Raw genomic sequence first — 21,259 nt, 5'->3', positions numbered from 1 at the left:
ATGCAAGAAATAACAGTCATCGGAAAACGTGATATGCTCGATCTCGTTCACTTGCGCAGTTTCGTGTCCATAGCCCAGCTTGGCAGCTTCACCCTTGCCAGCCAGAAACTCGGTTTGCGACAATCGACCGTCAGCCAGCACCTGCAGCGCCTCGAAGAGGTACTCGGCCGGCGCCTGCTTGACCGCGACACCCACGGCGTGCGCCTGACGGCCGACGGCGAAGCCCTTCTTCCGCATGCCCGTCAACTTCTATCGCTCGAACGGCAGACGGCGTCCCTCTTCGAGTCTGCCCGGCCGCGAGGCCGATTGCGGCTCGGCATCTCCGAAGATCTGGTCTCCGGCCAGCTTCCGGCACTCCTGCAGGACTTCATTGCCGATTATCCCGCCGTCGAGCTCCACCTTACGGTGGCGCTCTCCAAGGATCTCGCCGACATGCGGGACAAGGGCGACCTTGATCTAGTCTTTGCCAAGCGTCGCCTGGGCGATCGCCGGGGCGAGGCGATCCTGCGCGAACCGCTTGTCTGGCTTGCCCACGATCCGGAAGCAGTCCTTGCAAAACCCATCCTGCCGCTGATCGTGTTCCCACCACCGAGCCTCACAAGAACACTCCTGATGGAGGCGCTGGAACGCGCCGGGCAACCCTGGCGGATCGTCTGTTCCTGCCAGAGCCTGAGCGGCCTAACCGCTGCAGCGCGAGCCGGAATGGGCGTACTCGTGCAACCGCGCAACCTTGCTCCATCGGGACTGCGGGAACTTCCGCCGTCCGCCCTGCCAACGATCGAGGATGTCGAATTCATCCTTGTGGCGTCTCCCGGCGCAGACCGAAACACGATCGCGGCCTTCACCCGCCTCGTCCGGGAAAGGGTGGCAAACGGCCTCCACCCCGCCCGCTGAGGCCCTCGTCAGCTTTTGATCAAAAAGCGCTTGACGGCTCTCAAGCGTGATGTTTGGATAAGTGGATACAAAAATCCAGTGAGCCAAACGTGCCGATATCGACCACCGCCACGGCGCATCTTGCCTCGACGGCCGAGCAGGAGGCCTATCTCCACCTGCAACGCGCCCTGCGTGTCGGTCGCTACAAGCCGGGCGAGCGACTGATCCCTGAAGAGATCGCAGCTGAGATCGGCATGAGCCGCATGCCGGTTCGCGAGGCCTTTCGGCGGCTTGCGGCTGATGGTTTGGTGACGCTGCGCCCCAATCGCGGTTGCATCGTCGCCGGACTGACGCTCGACGAAATCCATGAAACCTTCGAAATTCGCTCCGTGCTTGAAGGCCTTGCCGTTCGTCTCGCGACACCGCGCATGAATTCGGAGACATTCGAGGAACTGGATCGGCTGCTGGAGCGCATGGAACGCGCCGGACAGTCGGGCAGCAGCGACTGGGTCCTGCGCCATCAGGAATTCCACGCGCTCATCTATAATCTGAGTGGTCGCCCGAAGTTGATCCGACAGATTACCGCGCTGCATGTGGCGATCGAGCCCTACATGCGCATCTGGTTCGACTATGTCGACAAGCCGCTCTCGGCCCGTGAGGAGCACCAGAGGCTGATTGACGCGCTGCGGTCTGGTGATGCCCGCCATGCCGAGGCGGTCATGCAAGAACACATCATCGAAACGGCATCCATGCTTGCCGATTACGCCAGTCCCGGGCGGCCTTGAGCCCAGCCTGAAGATATGTCCGTAGCCGGGGGAACATCCGGCGCGGACGGGGAACCGCCGTTATCCACGGCACATTAACGAAGAGGAAAAGTCATGACGATCCATCGCATGGCAGCGCTTACGGCTGTCTTGACTACACTTGCACTCGCCCAGCCGGTTCTGGCCCAGGATGCGCAGAAACCGATCAAGATCGCGACCGAAGGCGCATACGCACCCTGGAACTTCACCACGGCGGACGGCAAGCTCGACGGCCTCGAAGTCGAGTTGGCAAACGATCTTTGCGCCCGCATGAAGATCACCTGCGAGATCGTCGCCCAGGATTGGGACGGCCTCATTCCCTCGCTCACCGTTGGCAAGTTCGATGTCATCATGGCGAGCATGTTCATCACGCCGAAGCGCCTGGAAACCATCGACTTCACCCAGCCTTACGCCGTCGATCCCTCAGGCTTTGCGGTCGCCAGGGACAGCGATCTCGGCAAGTTCGGCATCTCCGCCGAAAAGTTCAAGCTGGAGGATGAAGCTGCGGCGATCGCGGCCATCGACAAGCTGAAGCCGCTGCTTCAGGGCAAGATCGTCGGTGTGCAGGCTGCCACCACCAACCTCGACTTCGTTAAGAAGTACTTCGGCGACATCGTCGAGATCCGCGAATACAAGACCACCGAACAGCACGATCTTGACCTTTCTGCGGGCCGCATCGACGCGCTCTTTGCCCAGCAGACGGCACTGGCCGCCACGCTCGCCAAGCCGGAATTTGGCGACTACACGATCGCTGGCCCGGGCTTCGTCGGCGGCGTTTTCGGCCTCGGCACCGGCGCTGGTTTGCGCAAGGAAGACACCAAGTTGAAGGACATGCTGAATGCGGCGATCGACTCCGCGATTGCAGATGGCACCATCAAGCGCATCTCCGAGAAATGGGTCGGCACCGACGTCACCCCGGTCAAGTAACCAAGGCGGACCGACTGCAGCCGGAGTTCTCGCAATTCCGGCCGCAGGAGTGACATAAAGGGGTTCGCCCGCATGCTTGAAAAACTGCATCTGCTCGGTTTCGCCGAAGGTGGCTGGGGTGCGGCACTTCTCGGCGCAGCCGCCATGACCCTGCTGCTGTCGGTGCTGGGCTTTCTGCTTGGAGCCGTCTTTGGCGCGCTTGGCGCCAGCGGCGCTCTATCGGCGAAACGTATCCCGAGATCCCTTGCCGAAGCCTATGGCACCGTCTTTCGTGGCATTCCGGATCTGCTGACGATCTACCTCTTCTACTATGGCGGCAGCGTTGCCCTCACCGCGATCGCCAAGAGCTTCGGTTCCGAAGGCTTCGTCGGTCTGCCCTCGCTTGCAACAGGTGTCATCGCGATCGGCATCATCTCCGGCGCCTACCAGGCCGAGGTCTATCGCGGCGCCTATCAGGCTGTCGAACGCGGACAGTTCGACGCCGCGAAAGCCTTGGCCCTGTCGCGCTTGCAGATGCTGCGCCTCGTCATCATCCCACAACTCTTGCGCCATGCGATCCCGGGCCTGAGCAATGTCTGGCAACTGGTGCTCAAGGATTCCGCCCTGATCTCCGTCATCGGTCTCGTCGAACTCATGCGTCAGGCACAAATCGGTGCCGGCTCGACGCGTGAACCCTTCCTGTTCTATCTCGCCGCCGCCGGCCTCTACTTCGTCATCGCCGGCATTACCGGCCAGGTCTTCCGCGCCGCCGAGACACGCACATCCCGGGGGATCATGCATCGATGATCGACATCGGCTTCTTCCTCGAAATCATACCGAAGCTTCTATCGGGCGTGCCTTTGACACTTCAATTGGCCGGCACCTCGATCCTGCTCGGCTTCGTCCTGGCGCTTCTACTGGCACTCGCCCAGCAAGGCGAACACCGGTTCGTCGTCTGGCCCATCAGAACCTTCGTCGCCGTCTTTCGCGGCACACCCCTGCTCGTCCAGATCTTCCTGATCTATTACGGGCTCGGTCAGTTCCGCCCCTCGCTGCAGGCCATTGGTCTCTGGGGTCTGTTTCGCGAACCCTATTGGTGCGCCATCCTTGCCCTCACTCTGAACACCGCAGCCTATGGCAGCGAGATCCTGCGCGGCGCAATCAAGAACGTCCCGCGTGGCCTCGGCGAAGCCGCCCAGGCACTCGGCATGTCCCGCGTCCTCACCCTTCGCCTCGTGATCCTGCCGATCGCGCTGCGTCAGGCGATCCCTGCCTATGGCAATGAAATCATCCTGATGGTGAAGGGCACTTCGCTTGCCTCGATCATCACGTTGATGGAGGTGACCGGCATTGCCCAGGGGCTCATTTCACAGAGCTACCGTGCAATCGAAGTGTTCATTGCGGCTGGCGCCATCTATCTTTTCATCAACTTCCTGATCGTCCGGGCACTAGCCTTCCTGGAGATCCGCATGACACCATACAGATCCCGCGGCTGAAGTCGTGGCACGAGAGAATACGAGGAGACTGACAAGGATGCGCAATTTCGAGAAACCGACGCGATCGGTGGCCGTCTCGGCCAAGGCCATGGCCGCGACCTCCCACCCCTATGCCACATTAACGGCCATCAACATTCTGCAGGCCGGTGGCAATGCCATGGATGCAGCGATTGCGGCCTGCGCCGTGCAATGCGTGGTCGAACCGGGCTCAACCGGCATCGGTGGCGATTGTTTTGCGTTGTACGCTCCGAAAGGCGGCGCAGAGGTCATCGCCTACAACGGCTCCGGCCGCACGCCGAAAGCGCTGACGATCGACTGGTTCGAAGAGCGCGGCTTGACCGAAGTCCCGCGCCAGTCCCCATCCGCCGTCACCATCCCCGGCGCCATTGACGCCTGGACCCGACTGCATGCCGACCACGGGCGCTTATCCTTCGCCGAGGTTCTTGCACCCGCCATTCGCTATGCCGAAGAGGGCTATGCCATTTCGCCGCGCGTCCATCGCGACTGGAAGAAAGAAGAGAAGCTTCTCGCCGCAGACAAGGCAGCAGCCGAGATCTTCTTACCCGGCGGCCGCGCACCGCGCATCGGAGAAACGCACCGCCAGCCGAAGCTTGCCGCAACGCTCCGCAAGATTGCCGCCGAAGGCCGCGACGGCTTCTACAAGGGATCCGTCGCCGAAGACATGGTGGCGCATCTCAACGCCCATGGCGGCCTCCACACCCTGGAGGATTTTGCGGCAGCCCAGGGCGAATACGTGAACCCTGTGACGACCGACTTCCGCGGCTACACCGTGCACGAATGCCCGCCGAACGGCCAGGGCATCATCGCGCTGCTAATCCTCAATATCCTTTCCTGCTTCGACAATTCGCTCGCCCCCCAGTCACCCGACCGGCTGCATCTGGAAATCGAGGCTACCCGCCTCGCCTATGCCGCGCGCGACGCCTGGATCGCCGATCCGGCCAAGGCAAATGTGCCAATCGATGAACTCCTTTCGGCCGACTTCGCGCGGGGACTGGCCGAAAAGATAGACCTGACCCGGGCACTGACCGAACTGCCTGATTTCGAGATGCCGCTCCATCGCGACACCGTCTACATCTCAATCGTCGACGAAGACCGCAATGCGGTCAGCTTCATCAATTCGATCTTCGACAGCTTCGGCACCGGCCTCGTCGCGCCGGGCTCGGGCGTCATCCTCCACAATCGCGGCCAGAGTTTTTCGCTGAAGCGCGGTCATCCCAACATGATCGCGCCGGAAAAGCGTCCGCTGCACACCATAATTCCCGGCATGGTGACACGCGACGGCCGCACGGAAATGTCCTTCGGCGTCATGGGCGGCTACTACCAGGCCATGGGCCATGCCCATCTGATTTCGAAGGTGGTCGACTACGACATGGACATGCAGGATGCGATCGACCTGCCGCGCCTGATCCCGGTTGGCGGCAAGGTCCCGCGCGTCGAGGCCGAGCATACCGTTCCCTCGGAGACCAAGGCCGAGCTGACCCGCCGTGGCTTCGAGATCGTGCCGGCTGAAGATCCGATCGGCGGCGCGCAGGTCGTGCGGATCGATTGGGAGAATGGCACCCTGTTGGGCGCATCTGAACCCCGCAAGGATGGGATTGCTCTGGGCTATTGAGAGCCCGCAGGCCATCTCATACCAAATGTCGTCATCCGCAACGGACCGCAGAATACCACAAGGACGGGGAACTCCCCGGCCTTGTTCATCATGTTTCAGCTGTTGAGATACTCATCCGCGCTCACGACATTCGTATAGGCAAATGCAAGCGCCGCCATGAAAGACGCATGGACGTCGGCTGCGGAGACCGTCCCGCCGCCAAGCTCCAGATCACGGGTTGCGATGGCATCATGGACGACAGTCACGTCATAGCCGAGGTCGGATGCGGCACGCGCCAGCGCATCGCGATCGCCCGCGCTCTATCGCTTAATCCGAAAGTCATCGTGGCCGACGAAAGCGTGTCGGCGCTTGATGTCTCGATCAAGGCGCAGGTGTGCAACTTGCTGATGGACCTGCAGGAAGAATTCAATCTCGCCTTCCTGTTCATTAGCCATGACATGGCTGTGGTCGAGCGGATCAGCCACCGGGTTGCCGTCATGTATCTAGGCGAAATCGTCGAGATCGGCCCCCGCGCCGCGATCTTCGACAACCCGCAGCATGACTACACAAAAAAGCTGTTGGCAGCCGTGCCGGTTCCCGATCCCGAGCGCCGTGGCCTGAGGCGCAGCGCGGCCATCGACGAATTGAAAAGCCCGGTTCGGCCAACCGGCTATACACCGCCCCGCCGCGAGTACCGCGAAGTCAGCAAGGGGCATTTCGTACAGCTGCCTTGAGCAGCAAGGGCGACGCCCATCATCACATGGGCCCTTCCCGGCTTCCTACACGTCAGTCAGTGTGACTGATGTGTTGGTCCACGCCGAGAAGAAACCGTTGGCGAAACAGAACCCGCTCAGGCGACCTTGCCACCTACTCAGCTTGATCAGGACTTCTGCAGAAATACCCAATCGAGCGTGAAGTTTGCGGATCATGTCGATCGACAGGCTTCGCTTGCGGTTCAGGACATCTGCTACACGGTTACGCGGTCCAATCATCGGTTGGAGATCCTTTCGGGTCAAACCTTGCTGCTCCATCCGAAACCGGATTGCTTCCACCGGATCGGGGGGATCCATAGGATAAATCTTTGCTTCGTAGGCGTCGATGAGGGTCGCCAGAATATCCAACCAGCTCCTTCTGGGGTGCCAGCTTTTGCTCCCCACAAGGTTTCGACTTCGGCAAGAGCTGCGTCGTAATCCACTTCTGATCGGATGGGCTTCAGATCAGCCGCCATATTCATTAAGCCACTGATTTTCCTCACACCTGAAATTTGCCCATGCACACATAACAGGTTGAAATCATCTAGATTCGGCAGGCCCTCAGGGCCCACCAAATCTCCCATCAGCCAGGGACGTCCTCAGGCGTCTGCCGTCTCCCGCACATCGTCGAGCAGGAAATGCACGATGAAATGACGCGTCGAATAGCTGCGACCACTGTCGGAGACGCTATCGACTTCACCGCCGTCTGCGGGATGCCACTGGCTGTAGTGGGGATTGTTGACGATGAGTGTGATCGCCTTGCCGGCATATTGGCCCTGCAGGCGATAGCGCGCTTCCGCAAGTGGCCAGATGCGCTCGAAGTCGGCCTGCGTCAGGCGCACCTTGAGGGCCTGACGACGGATCGCTTCGCTGTGCGAGCCGTCCTCACGGGTTCGGGCGGGACTGGTCAGCGTGACCTCCTCCGCACCGTCGAGCAACGAACTGAACTCCTCCGGCCACATGCGTCTCATTGATTTGCTCCTCCCAAAGCCCGTCTATGGTGACAAGGGGAGTGTAGCGCGTCTTGCGCCGGACACAACGCAAGATCGGAGGATCAGTGTAAGAAGAGTGCCGGCTGCTATTCGGTACAGCCGGTGTCCTTCAGTGCCTGGGCATGAAAGCGGCGCAGCGCCGCCTCGATATCGGCCTTGCTGGTCTGGTGTCCGGCGGTCGCCAGATCCCGCGACAACCGCGCGATCACGTCGCTGTCACCTGCCACGACATGATCGACGGCGTGCAGATCCCGGGCGTAGCGCCCGAGGTCGTCGCCGGTAAAGCCGATCAGCGAGCCCGCCCAGTACCCGGCGAGCAGATTGCGCCGGGCACGGATGCTGCCAAGCCCGTCCTCTTCATGCGGGTGAGCGGATTGGGCGGCGGCTTTAACAATGGTGAGCGGCATGGATCGATTTTCCTCCTCGGTCATGAATCAGGCTTCCGCGTCCGCGGAGATGAGATAGCCGGCAATGGGCGCGCAAGCCGGGTTGTCGGCATCGAGCAATTCCGCCGGGCTTGTAAGGCCGGTTGTCACCGATATCGCCGTCGTGGCAGCCCACCACAGGTCCCCGCTCGCGCGGTCGACAAGCATGGGACCGGTGGTGCGAAGACAGTCACCCACCTGGGCGACGACCTGCACGGGCGCCTGCATCTCCTCGAGCCTCTGGCGAATATCTGCCTCGACAGGATCGATGACGAAGGCGGCAAACAGCGCTGCAATCCATTCGCCGATCATCGGGCGGTCTCCGACCTTGCCGACGACTGAGCAAGAGGGCTCGGCAGAGCAATGCGCGGCTTCGGCATGCCCGGGCGCGGATGAGCGGCGTCATGTGCCGGGAAACGACCCGGTGAAATCAGGATGGAGTGGTGGTGTCTCATGGAGTGGTCCTTGGACCGGCAGCGGTGTCGAAAAAGGTCCGACATCGCAAGAGCGCCGGAGGCTCTTGCCAGAGGGGCCCGGACCAGCGGGTTGATGCTGATATGGCAATCGATTCGGGCGTCTTCAAGGCATCGGGATCAACCGATATGAAAAAGTCGGGCCATGCAGCCGGGGTCTTGTCTGGCCCCTTGTTGCATGGCCCGGGCAGCGGGCGATCAAGGCTCAAGCGTTCGGGCGAAAGCCAATCGGCTCCGCAGCCATGGCGTCAGTGGCGAATGACCGGGCAGCCGCGGACATTGGCGAAGACCATCCGGTCGCGACCACCGTGACGGACACCGGCGACCACCACGCGCCGCGGCGTGACATCGGCGACGAAGGCCCGGCGCAGACCGTTCCAGCGCGCCTTTTCCACGGCCTGATGCGGACGGCATTCACCGCGACGGGGCCGATCCCAACCGGGACGATCCCAATCCGGGCGGTGCCCCGGGCGATCCCAGCCGGGGCCGCCATTGCGTGGACCTTCGATATAGACGCCCCAGCCGAAGCTGTCGGCCGAAGCCGTGCTGGCAAGGCCAGTGGTCGCCATGACCGAGACGATGGCTGCGAGACCGATTTTCCGAAGCATGCCGATCATTTTCTCTCTCCTAGGACTGGCGCATCCTGGCGCCTTGGTTTCCATCCCGCCGTTTCGAGCGATTGAGGAGAGAATAGATTCGGCAGGCTGAATGCAGTCCGAATCCGTCATTCAGCGACTGTTCACCTTGCGGGGCAGAGCCACTCCGACGTCTCAGACATGCAAGACGACCTCACGCCGATGCGGGTTGTCGCGGTGTTCGAAGAGATAGATGCCCTGCCATGTCCCGAGTAGCAGGCGCCCGTCGCAATACGGGATGGAGAGCGACACCGGCAGAAGCGCCGCCTTGATATGCGCCGGCATATCATCCGGCCCTTCGTCGCGATGAGTGATGTAGTCCATCGACGGATGCGTCGTCGGTGGCACGAGGCGGCGGAAAAAGGCCTTAAGATCCAACTGCACCGAGGGATCGGCATTCTCCTGGATCAGCAGCGAACAGGAGGTGTGACGCACGAAGACGGTCATGACGCCCTCTTCCAGGCCGCAGTCAGCAAGGAACGAATGCACCGCCTCAGTGAACTCGTAAAGGCCCTGCCCGCGCGTGGCGATCATCAGTCTCTGTATGGTCATGCCCATCCTTTCGTGCTTCGGCGGGGAGAACCGACGTCGGCCCCTAGCCTATCCGGACCACCCTCTATAGTCTCGCGCCGACAAACGGAGGAGCACCGAGATGAGCCTGATCGAAACCATCGAAAGACAGGAAAGCCTGCTCGTTTTCAAGAGCTTCGATGAAAGGGTGGCGCTCGATGTCGGCCAGCGCATCGTAGACTTGGCCCTGTCGCAGAAGGCGCCGGTGGTCATCGACATCCGAACGCCCGACCGCACGCTGTTTCACGCCGCCCTGCCTGGCGCCTCGCCGGACAATGATAATTGGGCACGCCGCAAGAGCAATGTGACGCTGCGCATGCACAAGGCATCGCTTCGGGTCGGCGAGCTCAATCGCGCCCGTGGCCGCATTGTATCGGCGGAGATCGGCCTGGATCCCATGGACTATGCCGATCACGGCGGCAGCTTTCCGGTCCGGGTGGAAGGCACCGGCGTCGTCGCCGCAATCACCGTTTCCGGTCTGAAGTCGGAAGAGGACCATGCGATGATCGTGACGGTCTTGGAAGCCTATCTCGGCACCGGCTGAAGAGAGCCTCGCTTAAGGGCGCGTTCCCGCATAGAGGCTGAGCCGCAGGAACAGATCGCTCTCGCGTTCAAGCACGAGGACGGCTGGCAGGGCATAGGGGCCCTCGTCGCCGTTCACCCCGCCATCGGCGTCGCGGCGGTCCGAGCCGTTCAGCGTGCATTCCACCGCAACGCGAAAGCCCGCGGCATCCGTCATCACCATATGATCGGAAAGCGTGATGCCATGGCGCAGAACATAGGCCGCCAGCGTGTCCCGGAAGGACGCGTGGCCGATCACCCGGATGCCATCCGGCAGATCGAGCACCGCCTCCTCTTCGAACATTGCGAGAAGCCGATCGAAGTCATGCCGATTGAGGGCGTCAATAACGGCAAGTGTCTGTTCTTTCAGGGACATGGGCCTCTCCTTCTTCTCAGACAAGATAGGCCTGTCAGCGCGGGAAGCAAGATGCCGCCCCGGGCGGCCCGGCGTCACCGGATTGGGCGCAAGACACGGGCGGACGCGCGGATCACGGCTTCGGTGACCGGTGTCATCGCCCCGGCCACGGAGCGGCTGACGTGCCAGTAGAGCGGCACGTCAAGCGGCTTTCCCGGCACAACTTCACGTAAACGTCCGTCGGCAAGAGCGGCGCCGGCAAGCAGTTCGGGGTTCATGCCCCAGCCGAGGCCGGCAATGGCCGCATCGACAAACGCGTGGCTGGAGGGCAGCCAATGCGAGGGACCAGTTGTTGCGACACCCAGCGCCTCCTCCGCCCAGCGGACCTGGAGCCGGTCCTTGGAGTTGAAGGTGATGACGGGAGCCCGGCCGAGGCTGGCCGCGGTCACCCTGTCACCCTCGAACCATTGCGCCAAGAACCGAGGGCTTGCGGTCGCCAGATAGCGCAGCGTTCCGAGCGGTCGGCAATCGCATCCCTGGACCGGTTTGGCCGAGCCGCTGATCGCAGCCCGCACCTCGCCGCGCTTCAACCAGTCGGCACTGTGATCCTGATCGTCGATGACGAGATCGAACAATACGCCCTCGATATCCTGCATGGCTGCCACGAACCAGGTCGCAAGGCTATCGGCATTGACGGCAAGCCGCAGCGTTGGGAAGCCGGCGGCGTCGCCGCCTGTGCGAGTAGAAAGCCCGAGATCGCGGCGCACTCCCTGTTCCAGGAGACGCACCTCTTCGGCATGGCGAAACAGGCGTTCGCCGGCCTCTGTCGCCCGGCATGGCTGCGAGCGAATGACGAGCGACGTGCCGACCTGCTCCTCGAGCTGCCGCAGACGCTGGGAAATTGCCGATTGGGTCACATGCAGCATCTGGGCGGCACGCTCGAAACTGCCCGCCCGAAGAACGGCAGACAGAGCGGCAAGCTGGGAGGGATCAAACATCAGAAACCCTTATCCTGCATTAGACTTATTAGCTGTTCTAATTTGCCCGAGGCGACTAGTCAAAGTGGCATCGCCAACAGGAGTTCGCCATGTTCACTGCCGCCACCGCCGGGTTCCTGCTCGGTCTCAGCCTCATTGTCGCGATCGGCGCGCAGAACGCCTTCATCTTGCGTCAGGGTCTGCGGCGGGAGCATGTGCTGCCGCTCGTCCTCACCTGCGCAATCTCCGATGCGATCCTCATCGCGCTCGGCGTCGCGGGTTTTGCAACCGTTCTGTCACGCCTCGACTGGCTGGAACCGGTGATGCGCTATGGCGGGGCAGCCTTCCTCACCGTCTATGCGCTACGCAGTGCCCATTCCGCCTGGGCCGGGGGGGCGAGCCTCCGGGCGGGAGAAACCACCGCAACGAGCCTAAAGGCAGCCTTTCTCACCTGCCTCGCCTTCACCTGGCTCAATCCGCATGTCTATCTCGATACGGTCGTGCTTCTGGGCTCGATCTCGACCCGCTACGCCGGACAGGAGACCGCCTTTGCGCTCGGCGCGATGACCGCTTCCTTCACCTTCTTCTTCAGCCTGGGTTATGGCGCGCGCCTGCTTGCCCCCTTGTTCGCGAGGCCCGTCGCCTGGCGTGTTCTCGACGGTTTGATCGCCTTTGTCATGGCAGCCATCGCGCTCAAGCTGATCCTGTAACCTTGTGCCCGCTTCGACTTGGGCGACGGCTCGCGATGGTATAGACCGGACGCGCAGTGTCATGAGGAGGGACCGATGTTTCTGACCAACCGCGATGTGATCGAGCTTCAGGCTTTTCGGCACGAGCTGCACCGCCATCCGGAAGTGTCAGGCGAAGAACGGGAGACCGCCCGCCGCGTGGTTGAAGCCTTGCAGCCACTCGCACCCTCCCGGATCGTCACGGATCTCGGCGGTCACGGCGTTGCGGCCGTCTTCGACAGCGGACTGACGGGCTCCACGCTTCTCATCCGCGCCGAACTCGATGCCTTGCCGATCGAGGAGAAGTCGCAAGCCTCCCACCGTTCGACGATTGCCGGCAAAGGCCATCTCTGCGGCCACGACGGTCACTCGACCATCCTTGTGGCGCTGGCGCGGGGCCTGTCCCGGCAACCCGTCGGCAAGGGACGCGTGGTACTGCTCTGGCAGCCGGCAGAAGAAGACGGAAGCGGGGCCGCTGCCGTGCTCGCAGATCCGCGTTTCAACGAAATCCGGCCTGATTTCGCCTATTCGCTTCACAACATGCCGGGCCTTGCCTTCGGCACCGTGGCGCTGAAGAGCGGTCCAGTGAACTGCGCCTCGCGCGGCATGAAGATCAAGCTATCCGGCAAGACCGCTCATGCCTCCCAGCCCGAAACCGGCATCTCGCCGATGGCGGCCATGTCGCGTCTGATGCCGGAACTCACAGCCCTCTCCCATGGCGCACCGCCATTGACGGACTTCACGCTGGCAACAGTCACCCACGCATCACTTGGCGAACAGGCCTTCGGGATTGCGCCAGGCGATGCCGAGATCTGGGTCACACTAAGAACCCTGGTAGACGATCGGATGGCGGATCTCTGCACCAAGGCCGAACATCTGGTCGCCGAGGCTTCACAGACCGCCGGGCTCCAGCACGGCATCAGCTCTCACGACATCTTCTTCCACTGCGAGAATGCTCCGGAAGCCGTAGCGCATCTGGAAGCGGCACTGCAGGCGGAGGGGATCCGCTTCGATGAAGGCAACCTGCCGATGCGGGCGTCAGAAGATTTCGGCCGTCTGCGCGCCGTCTGCCCCTCGGCGATGTTGTTCCTCGGCGCCGGCGAGAACCACCCTGCCCTGCACAATCCCGACTATGACTATCCGGATGACCTGACCGCCATCGGCGCCCGCGTGTTCATGGCGGTCATCCGCAAGGCGCTCGGCTAAACGCTCCGGCCTCAGCTGTCCGGAAAGCCGCGCTCCGCCCATTCCGCGCGCGGAACAGCCTTGCCCACCGACAGCGAGAAGCGCACGACCTCGGTCGCGTCGTCGTCAACCTCGCAGCGCACGGCAATGTTGATCCAGGACCCGTTGACATCGCGGAAGGCCGCGAGCGGCACGTCGACCACATTGCCCTCCCGCAGGCGCAGGATCGGCAGGAAATAGGGCACATAGGCCGGTGTGCCGTTGCGAAGCTGCTGACTGAGTTCGGTCCCGCACAGCTGATCCCCGCGCTCCTGACGCGTCAGCCCGGCCATGGCCGTCATCGCCGCCCGATCCCCTGAAATCGCCGAGGAAAAAAGTTCGGTTACATCCCGCGGCTCAAGCTGCGCCTCGGAGATTGCCGCAACCACGGCAGGGTCGGTCGCTTCGTCCTGAGTGCTGGCTTCGGCTTCGCCTTCCCCTGTAACCGTCTCCGCCGCGGCCTCCGGCAGGGCCCCATCGAGTGGCGGAGCTTCCGGCAGCGTGAGCTCGGGCTGCGCCAGCGTCGGCGCGGCATCGGCAACTTCATCCGCCTCTTCCTGCGTCTGAGCCTCCTCGGCAGTCTCTGCCTCGGCTTCAGTCCCGCGAGAGAGTTCCGGTCCGCTGTCTCTTTCACCAAAGCGCACCACCGGCCGAAGCACGGGAATGGGCGCAGACGCTGCGTCGGGCAGTTCCGGTTCGGGCACGGGTGGTTGCTCGACGGGTTCCGGTTGCGGTTCGGGTTCGACTTCCGGTTCTGGTTCCGGTGTTGGCGCCTCCGGCTCGGCCGGCAGCGGCTGGGCCTCAGCCGTTTCCTCGGGCGGAGGCTCCGTCGCCTCGGGCTCGGGCTCTGGCTCCGGTGCAGGCTCCGGCTCCGGTTCAGTCGGGGGCGCAACCAGCGTCACCTCGACCGCCTGTTCTTCAGGCGAAAGCTCGACAGGACTATCGAAACTCAACAGGAAAACGGCCACTGCAAGCCCGTGCAGCAGCAGAGAAAGGGTCAGCCCTCCCCCGAAGCGCCGCCAACCTGTCGTCTTGGTATCCGTCATGATCCGATCCATAGCGACGATTGCGGCAAAAAGAGAGGTTTAATCCAATCCCCGTGCAGAACTTAGCGACACGAGTTCTTTTCTCCGGCTGCAGATAGGATGATGATGAAGATAGTTCCAGTAATCCGTGTTTGGGAGCGGCCCGCATGACAACCGTAAGCATTGCGACCGCTAAAGAGCGTCTGAGCGATCTCATCGCAAAAGCCGAACAGGGCGAGACGATCGAGATCGAGCGTCATGGGAAGGCGGTTGCCCGACTCGTGCCTGCCGATCAGACTCGCGAAGCGATCGATTTCGTCTGGCTCGACAGTGTGATCAGGCAGATGCCGCAGACAGAGGATAGCGGCATCCGCCGTCTGCGCGACGAAGACCGCTATTGATGGCCTATGTCGACACTTCTGCTTTAGTCGCGCTTCTAACGAACGAGCCAGCAGCGGACCGTGTATATGCGTGGCTACGGGATCAGGAATCGGGGTCACTCCATATATGCGGTTGGACCATGACTGAATTCTCGTAAGCCCTGTCTCTTAAACTGCGCACAGGGCAAATCGACATGATGCAGAAGGCACAAGCTCTCGCCGCATTCAATCAACTCGTCACCCGCTCGCTGGTCATGTTGCCAGTGTCATCATCCGACTACCATGCCGCCGCCAGGCTCTGCGATCGGACCGAATTGGGCCTGCGAGCCGGCGACAGCCTCCACATTGCCATCGCTGTCAGCCATGGCCTCACGGTGGCCACGCTCGACAAGGTTATGGCTACAGCTTGCAGCACGATTGCCCATCCGATCATTGCGATCTGACAAAAACAAAAAACCCGCCGGATCGCTCCGACGGGTCCTGATGTCAAACACCCATGTCTGGATCAGCTGTCCAGGAAGCTCCGAAGCTTCCTCGACCGGCTCGGATGCTTCAGCTTACGGAGCGCCTTTGCCTCGATCTGACGGATACGTTCGCGGGTGACCGAGAACTGCTGGCCGACTTCTTCGAGCGTGTGGTCGGTGTTCATGCCGATGCCGAAGCGCATGCGGAGCACGCGTTCTTCACGCGGCGTCAGCGAGGCGAGAACGCGGGTTGTTGTTTCGCGCAGGTTCGCCTGGATGGCGGCGTCGATCGGCAGAAGCGCGTTCTTGTCCTCGATGAAGTCGCCGAGATGCGAATCCTCTTCGTCACCCACGGGGGTTTCGAGCGAGATCGGCTCCTTGGCGATCTTCAGGACCTTGCGGACCTTTTCGAGCGGCATTGCGAGCTTTTCGGCCAGTTCTTCCGGCGTCGGCTCGCGACCGATTTCGTGCAGCATCTGGCGCGATGTGCGAACGATCTTATTGATCGTCTCGATCATGTGCACCGGAATACGGATCGTGCGGGCCTGGTCGGCGATCGAGCGGGTGATCGCCTGACGAATCCACCAGGTCGCATAGGTCGAGAACTTGTAGCCGCGGCGATACTCGAACTTGTCGACCGCCTTCATCAGGCCGATATTGCCTTCCTGAATGAGGTCGAGGAACTGCAGGCCGCGGTTCGTGTACTTCTTGGCGATCGAAATGACGAGACGCAGGTTCGCCTCGACCATTTCCTTCTTGGCGATACGTGCTTCACGCTCGCCCTTCTGGACCATCGACACGATGCGGCGGAACTCGGCGATCGAGATACCGGTTTCGGTGGCAAGGTTCTGGATTTCGCCACGGATATCGCGGATCGTCTGGTTTTCCTCGCGCGCAAAATCCTTCCAGCCACGCGCCGAAAGATTGGCGATCGACTTCATCCAGTTCGGGTCGAGTTCAGCACCCTGATACTGTTCGAGGAACGAGTCACGCTTGACGCCATAGCTTTCAGCAAGACGCAGCAGACGGCCCTCGTTCTGCATCAGGCGCTTGGAGATGTCGTAGAGCTGCTCGACGAGGCTGTCGATTCGGTTCTGGTTGAGCGACAGCGACTTGACCGCCGTGACCAGCTGATCCTTCAGCTCCTTGTAGCGGCGCTCCTGGCCTGATGACAGCGTGCCGGCACAGGCAAGACGCGCCTCCACCTGCTGGTCCTGCAGCTTGCGCAGCTTCTTGTAGGTGTCGGCGATTAGGTCGAGGGTCTCCATGACCTGCGGACGCAGTTCCGATTCCATCGCGGCCAGCGACAGGTTCGATTCGTCCTCGTCCTCTTCCTCTTCTTCCGGCGGCATGCCTTCGCCGCCGATGGCGGTGATGTCGTCGTCGTCACCGGAAGCGGCCTGCGGACGGCGCTTGGCGCGCTCCTTTTCCTTCTCTTCGGCTGCCTTGCGGTCGGCCTCGATCTTTTCCGGGCTCTGGAACTGCGGTGCCGCCTTGGCTTCCGGACCGGAATAGGTGGTTTCGAGATCGATGATCTCGCGCAGAAGCGTCGTGCCTTCGTTGAGTTCGTCGCGCCAGATGATCAGCGCCTGAAAGGTCAGCGGGCTCTCACAAAGGCCGGAGATCATCGTCTCGCGGCCGGCCTCGATGCGCTTGGCAATCGCGATTTCGCCTTCGCGCGACAGAAGCTCGACGGAGCCCATCTCGCGCAGATACATGCGCACCGGATCGTCGGTACGGTCGGTCGGCTCTTTCTTCTTGGCGGTCGCCACAGCAGTGCCAGCCGTCGGGGCCAGTTCGCCGCCTTCGCTCTCGCCTTCTTCCTCGGCGTCGTCTTCCCCACTCTGGGCTTCATCGACGTCTTCATCTTCGATGACGTTGATGCCCATGTCGGAAAGCATGGCCATGGTGTCCTCGATCTGCTCGGAGGTCACTTCCTCCGACGGCAGAACCGAGTTCAACTCGTCCATGGTCACATAGCCGCGTTTTTTCGCGGCCTTGATCATCTTTTTGACCGCGTCATCGGAAAGATCGAGAAGCGGACCGTCCGGCGCGCCGTCGCGTTCGCTGTCGGCTTCTTCGTTTTCTTTGACTTTCGATGCCATTTATCTTGTCGCTTTCCCTGACGTCTGATCATGCGGCTTGCCGCCGGAGGAATGGGAGACGAACCACTCACCCGGGCGGATAGCTGTCACTGACCTAACGGAGTGTTGCTTAATTCCTGCTTAACTATGGGCATTGCGGTCGCAGCGCCGAAAACTCGTTTGTCTGCATGACCGGTCACCATACCAGAGATCCGTCCGAACCCACTTCACCCTTGTGTGCTTGGATTGGTGATTCCCACAATTTTTCCTGACGTCAAGCCTTTCCGGCGGCTCGACAGGGAAAATCAACAAAACAAGCCGTTCAACGGCGTCTTTATCACCGATCTTCGCAGATGTAGGACGTCACGCCCGAGAAACAAGAGGCAAAACCCGCAAGAGCCGAGTCATGTCGCGGTGAGAGACTCACTCTTGACACCCGTCAGGAACCAGACCCGCATCAACCCCTTGCCCTTGACATCGATCTCACCACGCAGCTCGAAATCGAAACGGCTCTCCAGGCGCTGCTTCAGGCAGTCGGCAACCTGGATACGACCGGCAACGCCATGGGATTCCATATGCGCCGCCGTATTCACCGTATCGCCCCAGACATCGTAGAGAAGCTTGTTAGTCCCGATCACGCCGGCCACCACCGGCCCCGCATCAAGGCCGATGCGAACCTCCACCACCTCGCCCACCTGTTCCGAAATCTTGCGGCAGCAGGCGATGATATCGAGCGCCATCAGGGCGACGGCTGTCTCGTGATCCGGCTTCGGTTCGGGAAGGCCGCCGGCCACCATGTAGGCATCGCCAATCGTCTTGATTTTCTCCAGGCCATGCGCGTTGGCAATCGCATCGAATTGCGAGAAGACACGCCCTAGGAAGGCAATGACCTGTTGCGGCTGCCAGCGTGCCGCCCTCGGCGTGAAATCGACGATATCGGCAAACAGGATGGTGGCAGACGGGATCTGGTCGGCCACGACCTGCGTCCGGTGATCGCGAAGCCGGCTGGCCACTGCCTGCGGCAGAATATTCTGCAGCAGCCTCTCCGAGAATTCGTGTTCTGATTCCAGCGCCATCTCCGCCTGGGCGGCTTCCTTGAAGGCAAAGAAGGAGGTGGTAAAGATCAGCAGGAAGGCAAAGGGTACCGTCAGGTAGTAGAGCGTATTCAGAAAAATCGGCTCGACCCGGATGAAGTCGAGCGGCGCCACGAAGAGGATTTCGGTCGCAAGGAAGGCAGCCAGTCCGACAATGGTGACAAAGGCGGAAAGCAATAGCCGCTCTGCCCCGAAAACGAGCATGGATGCCGCCGCCCCGGGCAGGAAATAGAAATGCAACCCCGAGTCCCGGCCGAAGAACATGCAGTAGCCGATCCCGAAGATCAGCCAGATCGTGCACAGGTAAAGCGCCCCAGAAATCGGTCCGTAGCGGTGAAAATAGGGGGTCAGCGCGTAGAAGATCACCTGCGGAGAAAAGGCGATGATCGCCGGCAGCAGGCCATACCAGTCATAGGCCACGTAGAGCAGCACATAGGGAATGGTCATCAGGCTGACCATCGCGGCGATGATGTTGGTGACGGCGAGCCTGCGGCGAATACGCGGCGGATAACCGGCGGTTCCGATCCTTGCCACCCACCAGACGGCATTCGGCAGGCGCCAGAACGAGCGGAGCTTGCGCCCGTTGCGGGCTATGAAATCGAACTCGTGCTGCGCCACTCTTGTTTCCGGTAACAATGGAACAGGACCTGAATCCCCCATTTGCCGCCGCCGTGCAACAGGTTTATGCAAACGATTACATCAGGCGTGTCCGGTCGCCGGCCCCTTGACGCGTCCAGACATCACGCCAAAGCCATCGATGATGGCTTCCTGGTTTTCCATGCGCGTCACTTCGAGCTGCACCTCATGCAAGGCGCTGATCACCTGCTCGATGCGCGCGCCATCGTCAGTTTCGGTCGCTTCCGCAATCTCCCGCTCCAACTCCATGCGCTGACGTTTCAAGGCCCTTGCCCGCTTGTAAAGCGCGAGCGCCTGGCGATAGCCCTCACGGGCATCCTCGGACGCAGCAATTTCCGTGGCGATCCAGAGCCGCGCATTGCGGATCTGCTGGTCGAGATTACGCAGCAGCGTGCCGTGACCATGGGCCTCAAGCTTCTGGATCAGGATATCGCGGCTGAGCGCAGGGCCTGCTTCCGCCACAGCCGTCAGCAGCGACGACCACAGTTTCTGTAATCCCGCATGCTCGTAATCGATCGCGGCGACCTCATCATACTCGCCCTCGAGAAGCTGCGGATGATTGACAATGGTCAGCGCCAGCACGCTTTCCCTGAGCGTCGGCTGATCGAGCGCGCCTCGCACGAGGCCTGATCGCGCCAGCCGGTCCGAAATCGTACCCCTGCTTGAGGCAACGGGCCCCGGAGGACGTCCGCCGCCATTTCGGGCACCCTGCCCCTGCCCGCGGCTGCCGCCCTGGAAATTGCCACGCTCTCCGCGGCCGGGCTGACTGCCCTGGAAGAAGCCATAGAGGCGGTCACGCACATCCTGCTGATAGTGGCGACGGACGTTTTCGTCGGCAATGACGTTGACGATCTGTTTGAGCTTCGCTTCAAGTTCCGCGCGCTTTTCAGGTGTATCGAAGCCACCGGCCTGCGTTTCGCGCATCCACACCATTTCGGCGAGCGGACGAGCCTCCGTCAGCACACGGTCGAACGGCTGGCGCCCATCGCGCTTGACGAGATCATCCGGATCCTTGCCGTCGGGAAGCATGGCGAACCGGAGCGACTGCCCCGGCTTGATGTGTGGCAGAGCCAGATCCACCGCCCGGAACGCTGCCCGCTGGCCCGCGCCGTCACCATCGAAGCAGAGAACCGGCACAGGCGTCGTCTTCCACATCAGCTGCAACTGGTTTTCGGTCAGCGCCGTGCCGAGTGGCGCGACAGCGTTCTCGATGCCCGCCTGGTAGAGCGCGATCACGTCCATGTACCCTTCGACCGCAATCAGGGTATCGGCGCCGTCAGCCCCCTGCATCGCCCGGCGAGCGCGGGAGAAGTTGTAGAGAACATTGCCCTTGTGAAAGAGCTCCGTCTCGTTGGAATTGAGATACTTCGCCATGGCATCGGCCGCCATGGCACGCCCGCCGAAAGCGATGACCTTGTCACGCGACGACAGGATCGGGAACATGATGCGATCGCGGAAGCGATCATAGGAGACCGGGATATCAGGGCCATGCACGACGAGCCCGCAGGCCTCGATCTGCTCCTTCGGCACCCCCTTGGAGGCCAGATACTCTTTCAGCGCATTGCGGCTTTCCGGCGCATAGCCGAGCCTGAACGTCTCGATGGTCCGCCCAGAGAGGCCACGCTCACGCAGATAGGCGCGTGCCCGTGCGCCGCTCGCCGTCTGCAATTGGTCCTGGAAGAACTGCGTCGCCATCTCCATGACGTCCTGCAGCGTCGTGCGTTCCCGCTCTCGCCGCTCCGCTTGCGGATCTGGCTGCGGCATCGCAATCCCGGCCATATCGGCCACCTGCTGCACCGCCTCAACGAAGCTCAGTCCTTCAAGATCTGTCAGGAAACGGAAGTGATCGCCGGACACGCCGCAGCCGAAGCAATGATAACGGCCCTTGCGATCTTCGCAGTGAAAGCTTGGGCTCTTCTCGCCATGGAAGGGGCAGCACGCCCAATAGTCCTGCCGCGACACATTGGTCTTCTTGCGATCCCAGGTCACGCGGCGGCCCACCACGGCCGAAATCGGCACGCGGTCACGGATCTCGTCGAGGAAGTCGCTGGAAAAACGCATCGGTGTCCTTGGGAAGCTGATCCTCCATATAGGCACCCACTGGCCAGAGCGCCAAGGCTTTCGCGCGGAGTGCCCGTTATTCACAGAGGTTGAACATCATGACGTTTGTATATACACTTGTAGCCGACGGATA

21 protein-coding genes and 4 pseudogenes are annotated in these 21,259 nt (G+C 61.7%); 12 read left to right on the top strand and 13 right to left on the bottom strand.

Going from position 1 to position 21,259, the window contains the following annotated elements:
• Positions 1–33 precede the first annotated feature (33 nt).
• The 6 genes from IP85_RS20880 (at position 34) to ggt (ending at position 5,711) form a co-directional block, all read left to right on the top strand.
• Positions 34–894, top strand: coding sequence for a LysR family transcriptional regulator (locus IP85_RS20880; protein ID WP_054151586.1), 861 nt, complete (start codon positions 34–36; stop codon positions 892–894).
• An 89-nt stretch (positions 895–983) separates the two neighbouring features.
• Positions 984–1,658 carry a GntR family transcriptional regulator gene (locus IP85_RS20875; RefSeq protein ID WP_054151585.1) on the top strand — a complete coding sequence of 225 codons (675 nt, stop codon included), beginning with the start codon at positions 984–986 and terminating at the stop codon, positions 1,656–1,658.
• Between the two features lie 93 nt (positions 1,659–1,751).
• Positions 1,752–2,603, top strand: a complete 852-nt coding sequence (locus IP85_RS20870; protein WP_054151584.1) for a transporter substrate-binding domain-containing protein — start codon at positions 1,752–1,754, stop codon at positions 2,601–2,603.
• A gap of 72 nt (positions 2,604–2,675) precedes the next feature.
• Positions 2,676–3,389, top strand: coding sequence for an ABC transporter permease subunit (locus IP85_RS20865; protein WP_054151583.1), 714 nt, complete (start codon positions 2,676–2,678; stop codon positions 3,387–3,389).
• Positions 3,386–4,078, top strand: coding sequence for an ABC transporter permease (locus tag IP85_RS20860; protein ID WP_082347862.1), 693 nt, complete (start codon positions 3,386–3,388; stop codon positions 4,076–4,078). The genes IP85_RS20865 and IP85_RS20860 overlap by 4 nt, the downstream gene beginning before the upstream one ends.
• Before the next feature lie 37 nt (positions 4,079–4,115).
• Positions 4,116–5,711 (top strand): gamma-glutamyltransferase, encoded by a 1,596-nt coding sequence (gene ggt / locus IP85_RS20855; protein ID WP_054151582.1) that lies wholly within the window; start codon positions 4,116–4,118, stop codon positions 5,709–5,711.
• Between the two features lie 95 nt (positions 5,712–5,806).
• Here ggt and IP85_RS22305 read toward each other — a convergent pair.
• Positions 5,807–5,995 (bottom strand): annotated as a pseudogene (locus IP85_RS22305) (cysteine hydrolase); the annotation flags it as partial.
• On the opposite strand from IP85_RS22305, the pseudogene IP85_RS20850 reads away from it, so the two are divergent.
• Positions 5,984–6,424 (top strand): annotated as a pseudogene (locus tag IP85_RS20850) (ABC transporter ATP-binding protein); the annotation flags it as partial. The pseudogenes IP85_RS22305 and IP85_RS20850 overlap by 12 nt on opposite strands.
• Positions 6,425–6,565: 141 nt before the next feature.
• On the opposite strand, the pseudogene IP85_RS20845 reads toward IP85_RS20850, so the two are convergent.
• The 6 genes and pseudogenes from IP85_RS20845 to IP85_RS20820 form a co-directional block, all read right to left on the bottom strand.
• Positions 6,566–6,918 (bottom strand): annotated as a pseudogene (locus IP85_RS20845) (helix-turn-helix domain-containing protein); the annotation flags it as partial.
• Positions 6,919–7,041: 123 nt separating this feature from the next.
• Complete coding sequence (locus IP85_RS20840) at positions 7,042–7,404, bottom strand: hypothetical protein (protein WP_054151580.1); 363 nt, start codon at positions 7,402–7,404, stop codon at positions 7,042–7,044.
• A 116-nt stretch (positions 7,405–7,520) separates the two neighbouring features.
• Positions 7,521–7,865, bottom strand: coding sequence for an ATPase inhibitor subunit zeta (locus IP85_RS20835; protein WP_236759293.1), 345 nt, complete (start codon positions 7,863–7,865; stop codon positions 7,521–7,523).
• 3 nt (positions 7,866–7,868) lie between these two features.
• Entirely contained in the window at positions 7,869–8,171 is a 303-nt protein-coding gene (locus IP85_RS20830; RefSeq protein ID WP_054151579.1) for a hypothetical protein, read from the bottom strand.
• A gap of 409 nt (positions 8,172–8,580) precedes the next feature.
• Entirely contained in the window at positions 8,581–8,940 is a 360-nt protein-coding gene (locus tag IP85_RS20825; RefSeq protein ID WP_197278038.1) for a hypothetical protein, read from the bottom strand.
• 162 nt (positions 8,941–9,102) lie between these two features.
• Positions 9,103–9,525, bottom strand: a complete 423-nt coding sequence (locus IP85_RS20820; RefSeq protein ID WP_054151577.1) for a secondary thiamine-phosphate synthase enzyme YjbQ — start codon at positions 9,523–9,525, stop codon at positions 9,103–9,105.
• Positions 9,526–9,619: 94 nt separating this feature from the next.
• On the opposite strand from IP85_RS20820, the gene IP85_RS20815 reads away from it, so the two are divergent.
• On the top strand, positions 9,620–10,081 hold the full coding sequence (locus tag IP85_RS20815) for a heme-degrading domain-containing protein (protein WP_054151576.1): 462 nt from the start codon (positions 9,620–9,622) through the stop codon (positions 10,079–10,081).
• A 12-nt stretch (positions 10,082–10,093) separates the two neighbouring features.
• On the opposite strand, the gene IP85_RS20810 is transcribed toward IP85_RS20815, so the two are convergent.
• Both IP85_RS20810 and IP85_RS20805 read right to left on the bottom strand, forming a co-directional pair.
• On the bottom strand, positions 10,094–10,474 hold the full coding sequence (locus IP85_RS20810) for a nuclear transport factor 2 family protein (RefSeq protein WP_054151575.1): 381 nt from the start codon (positions 10,472–10,474) through the stop codon (positions 10,094–10,096).
• Positions 10,475–10,548: 74 nt separating this feature from the next.
• Complete coding sequence (locus IP85_RS20805) at positions 10,549–11,451, bottom strand: LysR family transcriptional regulator ArgP (protein WP_197278034.1); 903 nt, start codon at positions 11,449–11,451, stop codon at positions 10,549–10,551.
• A gap of 89 nt (positions 11,452–11,540) precedes the next feature.
• Here IP85_RS20805 and IP85_RS20800 point away from each other — a divergent pair, with 89 nt between their 5' ends.
• The gene (locus IP85_RS20800; protein WP_054151573.1) at positions 11,541–12,140 is read left to right on the top strand and encodes a LysE/ArgO family amino acid transporter; all 600 of its coding nucleotides are present in this window, start codon (positions 11,541–11,543) and stop codon (positions 12,138–12,140) included.
• Between the two features lie 75 nt (positions 12,141–12,215).
• Positions 12,216–13,364 (top strand): amidohydrolase, encoded by a 1,149-nt coding sequence (locus tag IP85_RS20795; RefSeq protein ID WP_054151572.1) that lies wholly within the window; start codon positions 12,216–12,218, stop codon positions 13,362–13,364.
• Positions 13,365–13,375: 11 nt separating this feature from the next.
• Here the strand turns inward: IP85_RS20795 and IP85_RS20790 are convergent, their stop codons facing one another.
• Positions 13,376–14,428: a DUF930 domain-containing protein gene (locus IP85_RS20790; RefSeq protein WP_156323032.1), complete on the bottom strand. Its 1,053-nt coding sequence runs from the start codon at positions 14,426–14,428 to the stop codon at positions 13,376–13,378.
• A gap of 146 nt (positions 14,429–14,574) precedes the next feature.
• On the opposite strand from IP85_RS20790, the gene IP85_RS20785 reads away from it, so the two are divergent.
• Together IP85_RS20785 and IP85_RS20780 are read left to right on the top strand one after the other, a co-directional pair.
• Entirely contained in the window at positions 14,575–14,808 is a 234-nt protein-coding gene (locus IP85_RS20785) for a type II toxin-antitoxin system prevent-host-death family antitoxin (RefSeq protein ID WP_054151570.1), read from the top strand.
• Positions 14,808–15,230 (top strand): annotated as a pseudogene (locus IP85_RS20780) (type II toxin-antitoxin system VapC family toxin). Before IP85_RS20785 ends, IP85_RS20780 begins: the two are co-directional and overlap by 1 nt.
• A 62-nt stretch (positions 15,231–15,292) precedes the next feature.
• Here IP85_RS20780 and rpoD read toward each other — a convergent pair.
• From rpoD to dnaG, 3 genes are all read right to left on the bottom strand, one after another.
• Positions 15,293–17,356, bottom strand: coding sequence for an RNA polymerase sigma factor RpoD (gene rpoD / locus IP85_RS20775; protein WP_054151569.1), 2,064 nt, complete (start codon positions 17,354–17,356; stop codon positions 15,293–15,295).
• Positions 17,357–17,739: 383 nt separating this feature from the next.
• Complete coding sequence (locus IP85_RS20770) at positions 17,740–19,047, bottom strand: adenylate/guanylate cyclase domain-containing protein (RefSeq protein WP_054151568.1); 1,308 nt, start codon at positions 19,045–19,047, stop codon at positions 17,740–17,742.
• Positions 19,048–19,128: 81 nt separating this feature from the next.
• Complete coding sequence (dnaG, locus tag IP85_RS20765) at positions 19,129–21,126, bottom strand: DNA primase (protein ID WP_054151567.1); 1,998 nt, start codon at positions 21,124–21,126, stop codon at positions 19,129–19,131.
• Between the last annotated feature and the right edge of the window lie 133 nt (positions 21,127–21,259).

Source organism: Rhizobium sp. AAP116 (assembly GCF_001295785.1).
In the GTDB taxonomy this organism is placed as follows: domain Bacteria; phylum Pseudomonadota; class Alphaproteobacteria; order Rhizobiales; family Rhizobiaceae; genus Allorhizobium.
The sequence above is the reverse complement of the archived record's forward strand: the minus strand, read 5'-3'. Positions and strand labels throughout refer to the sequence as shown.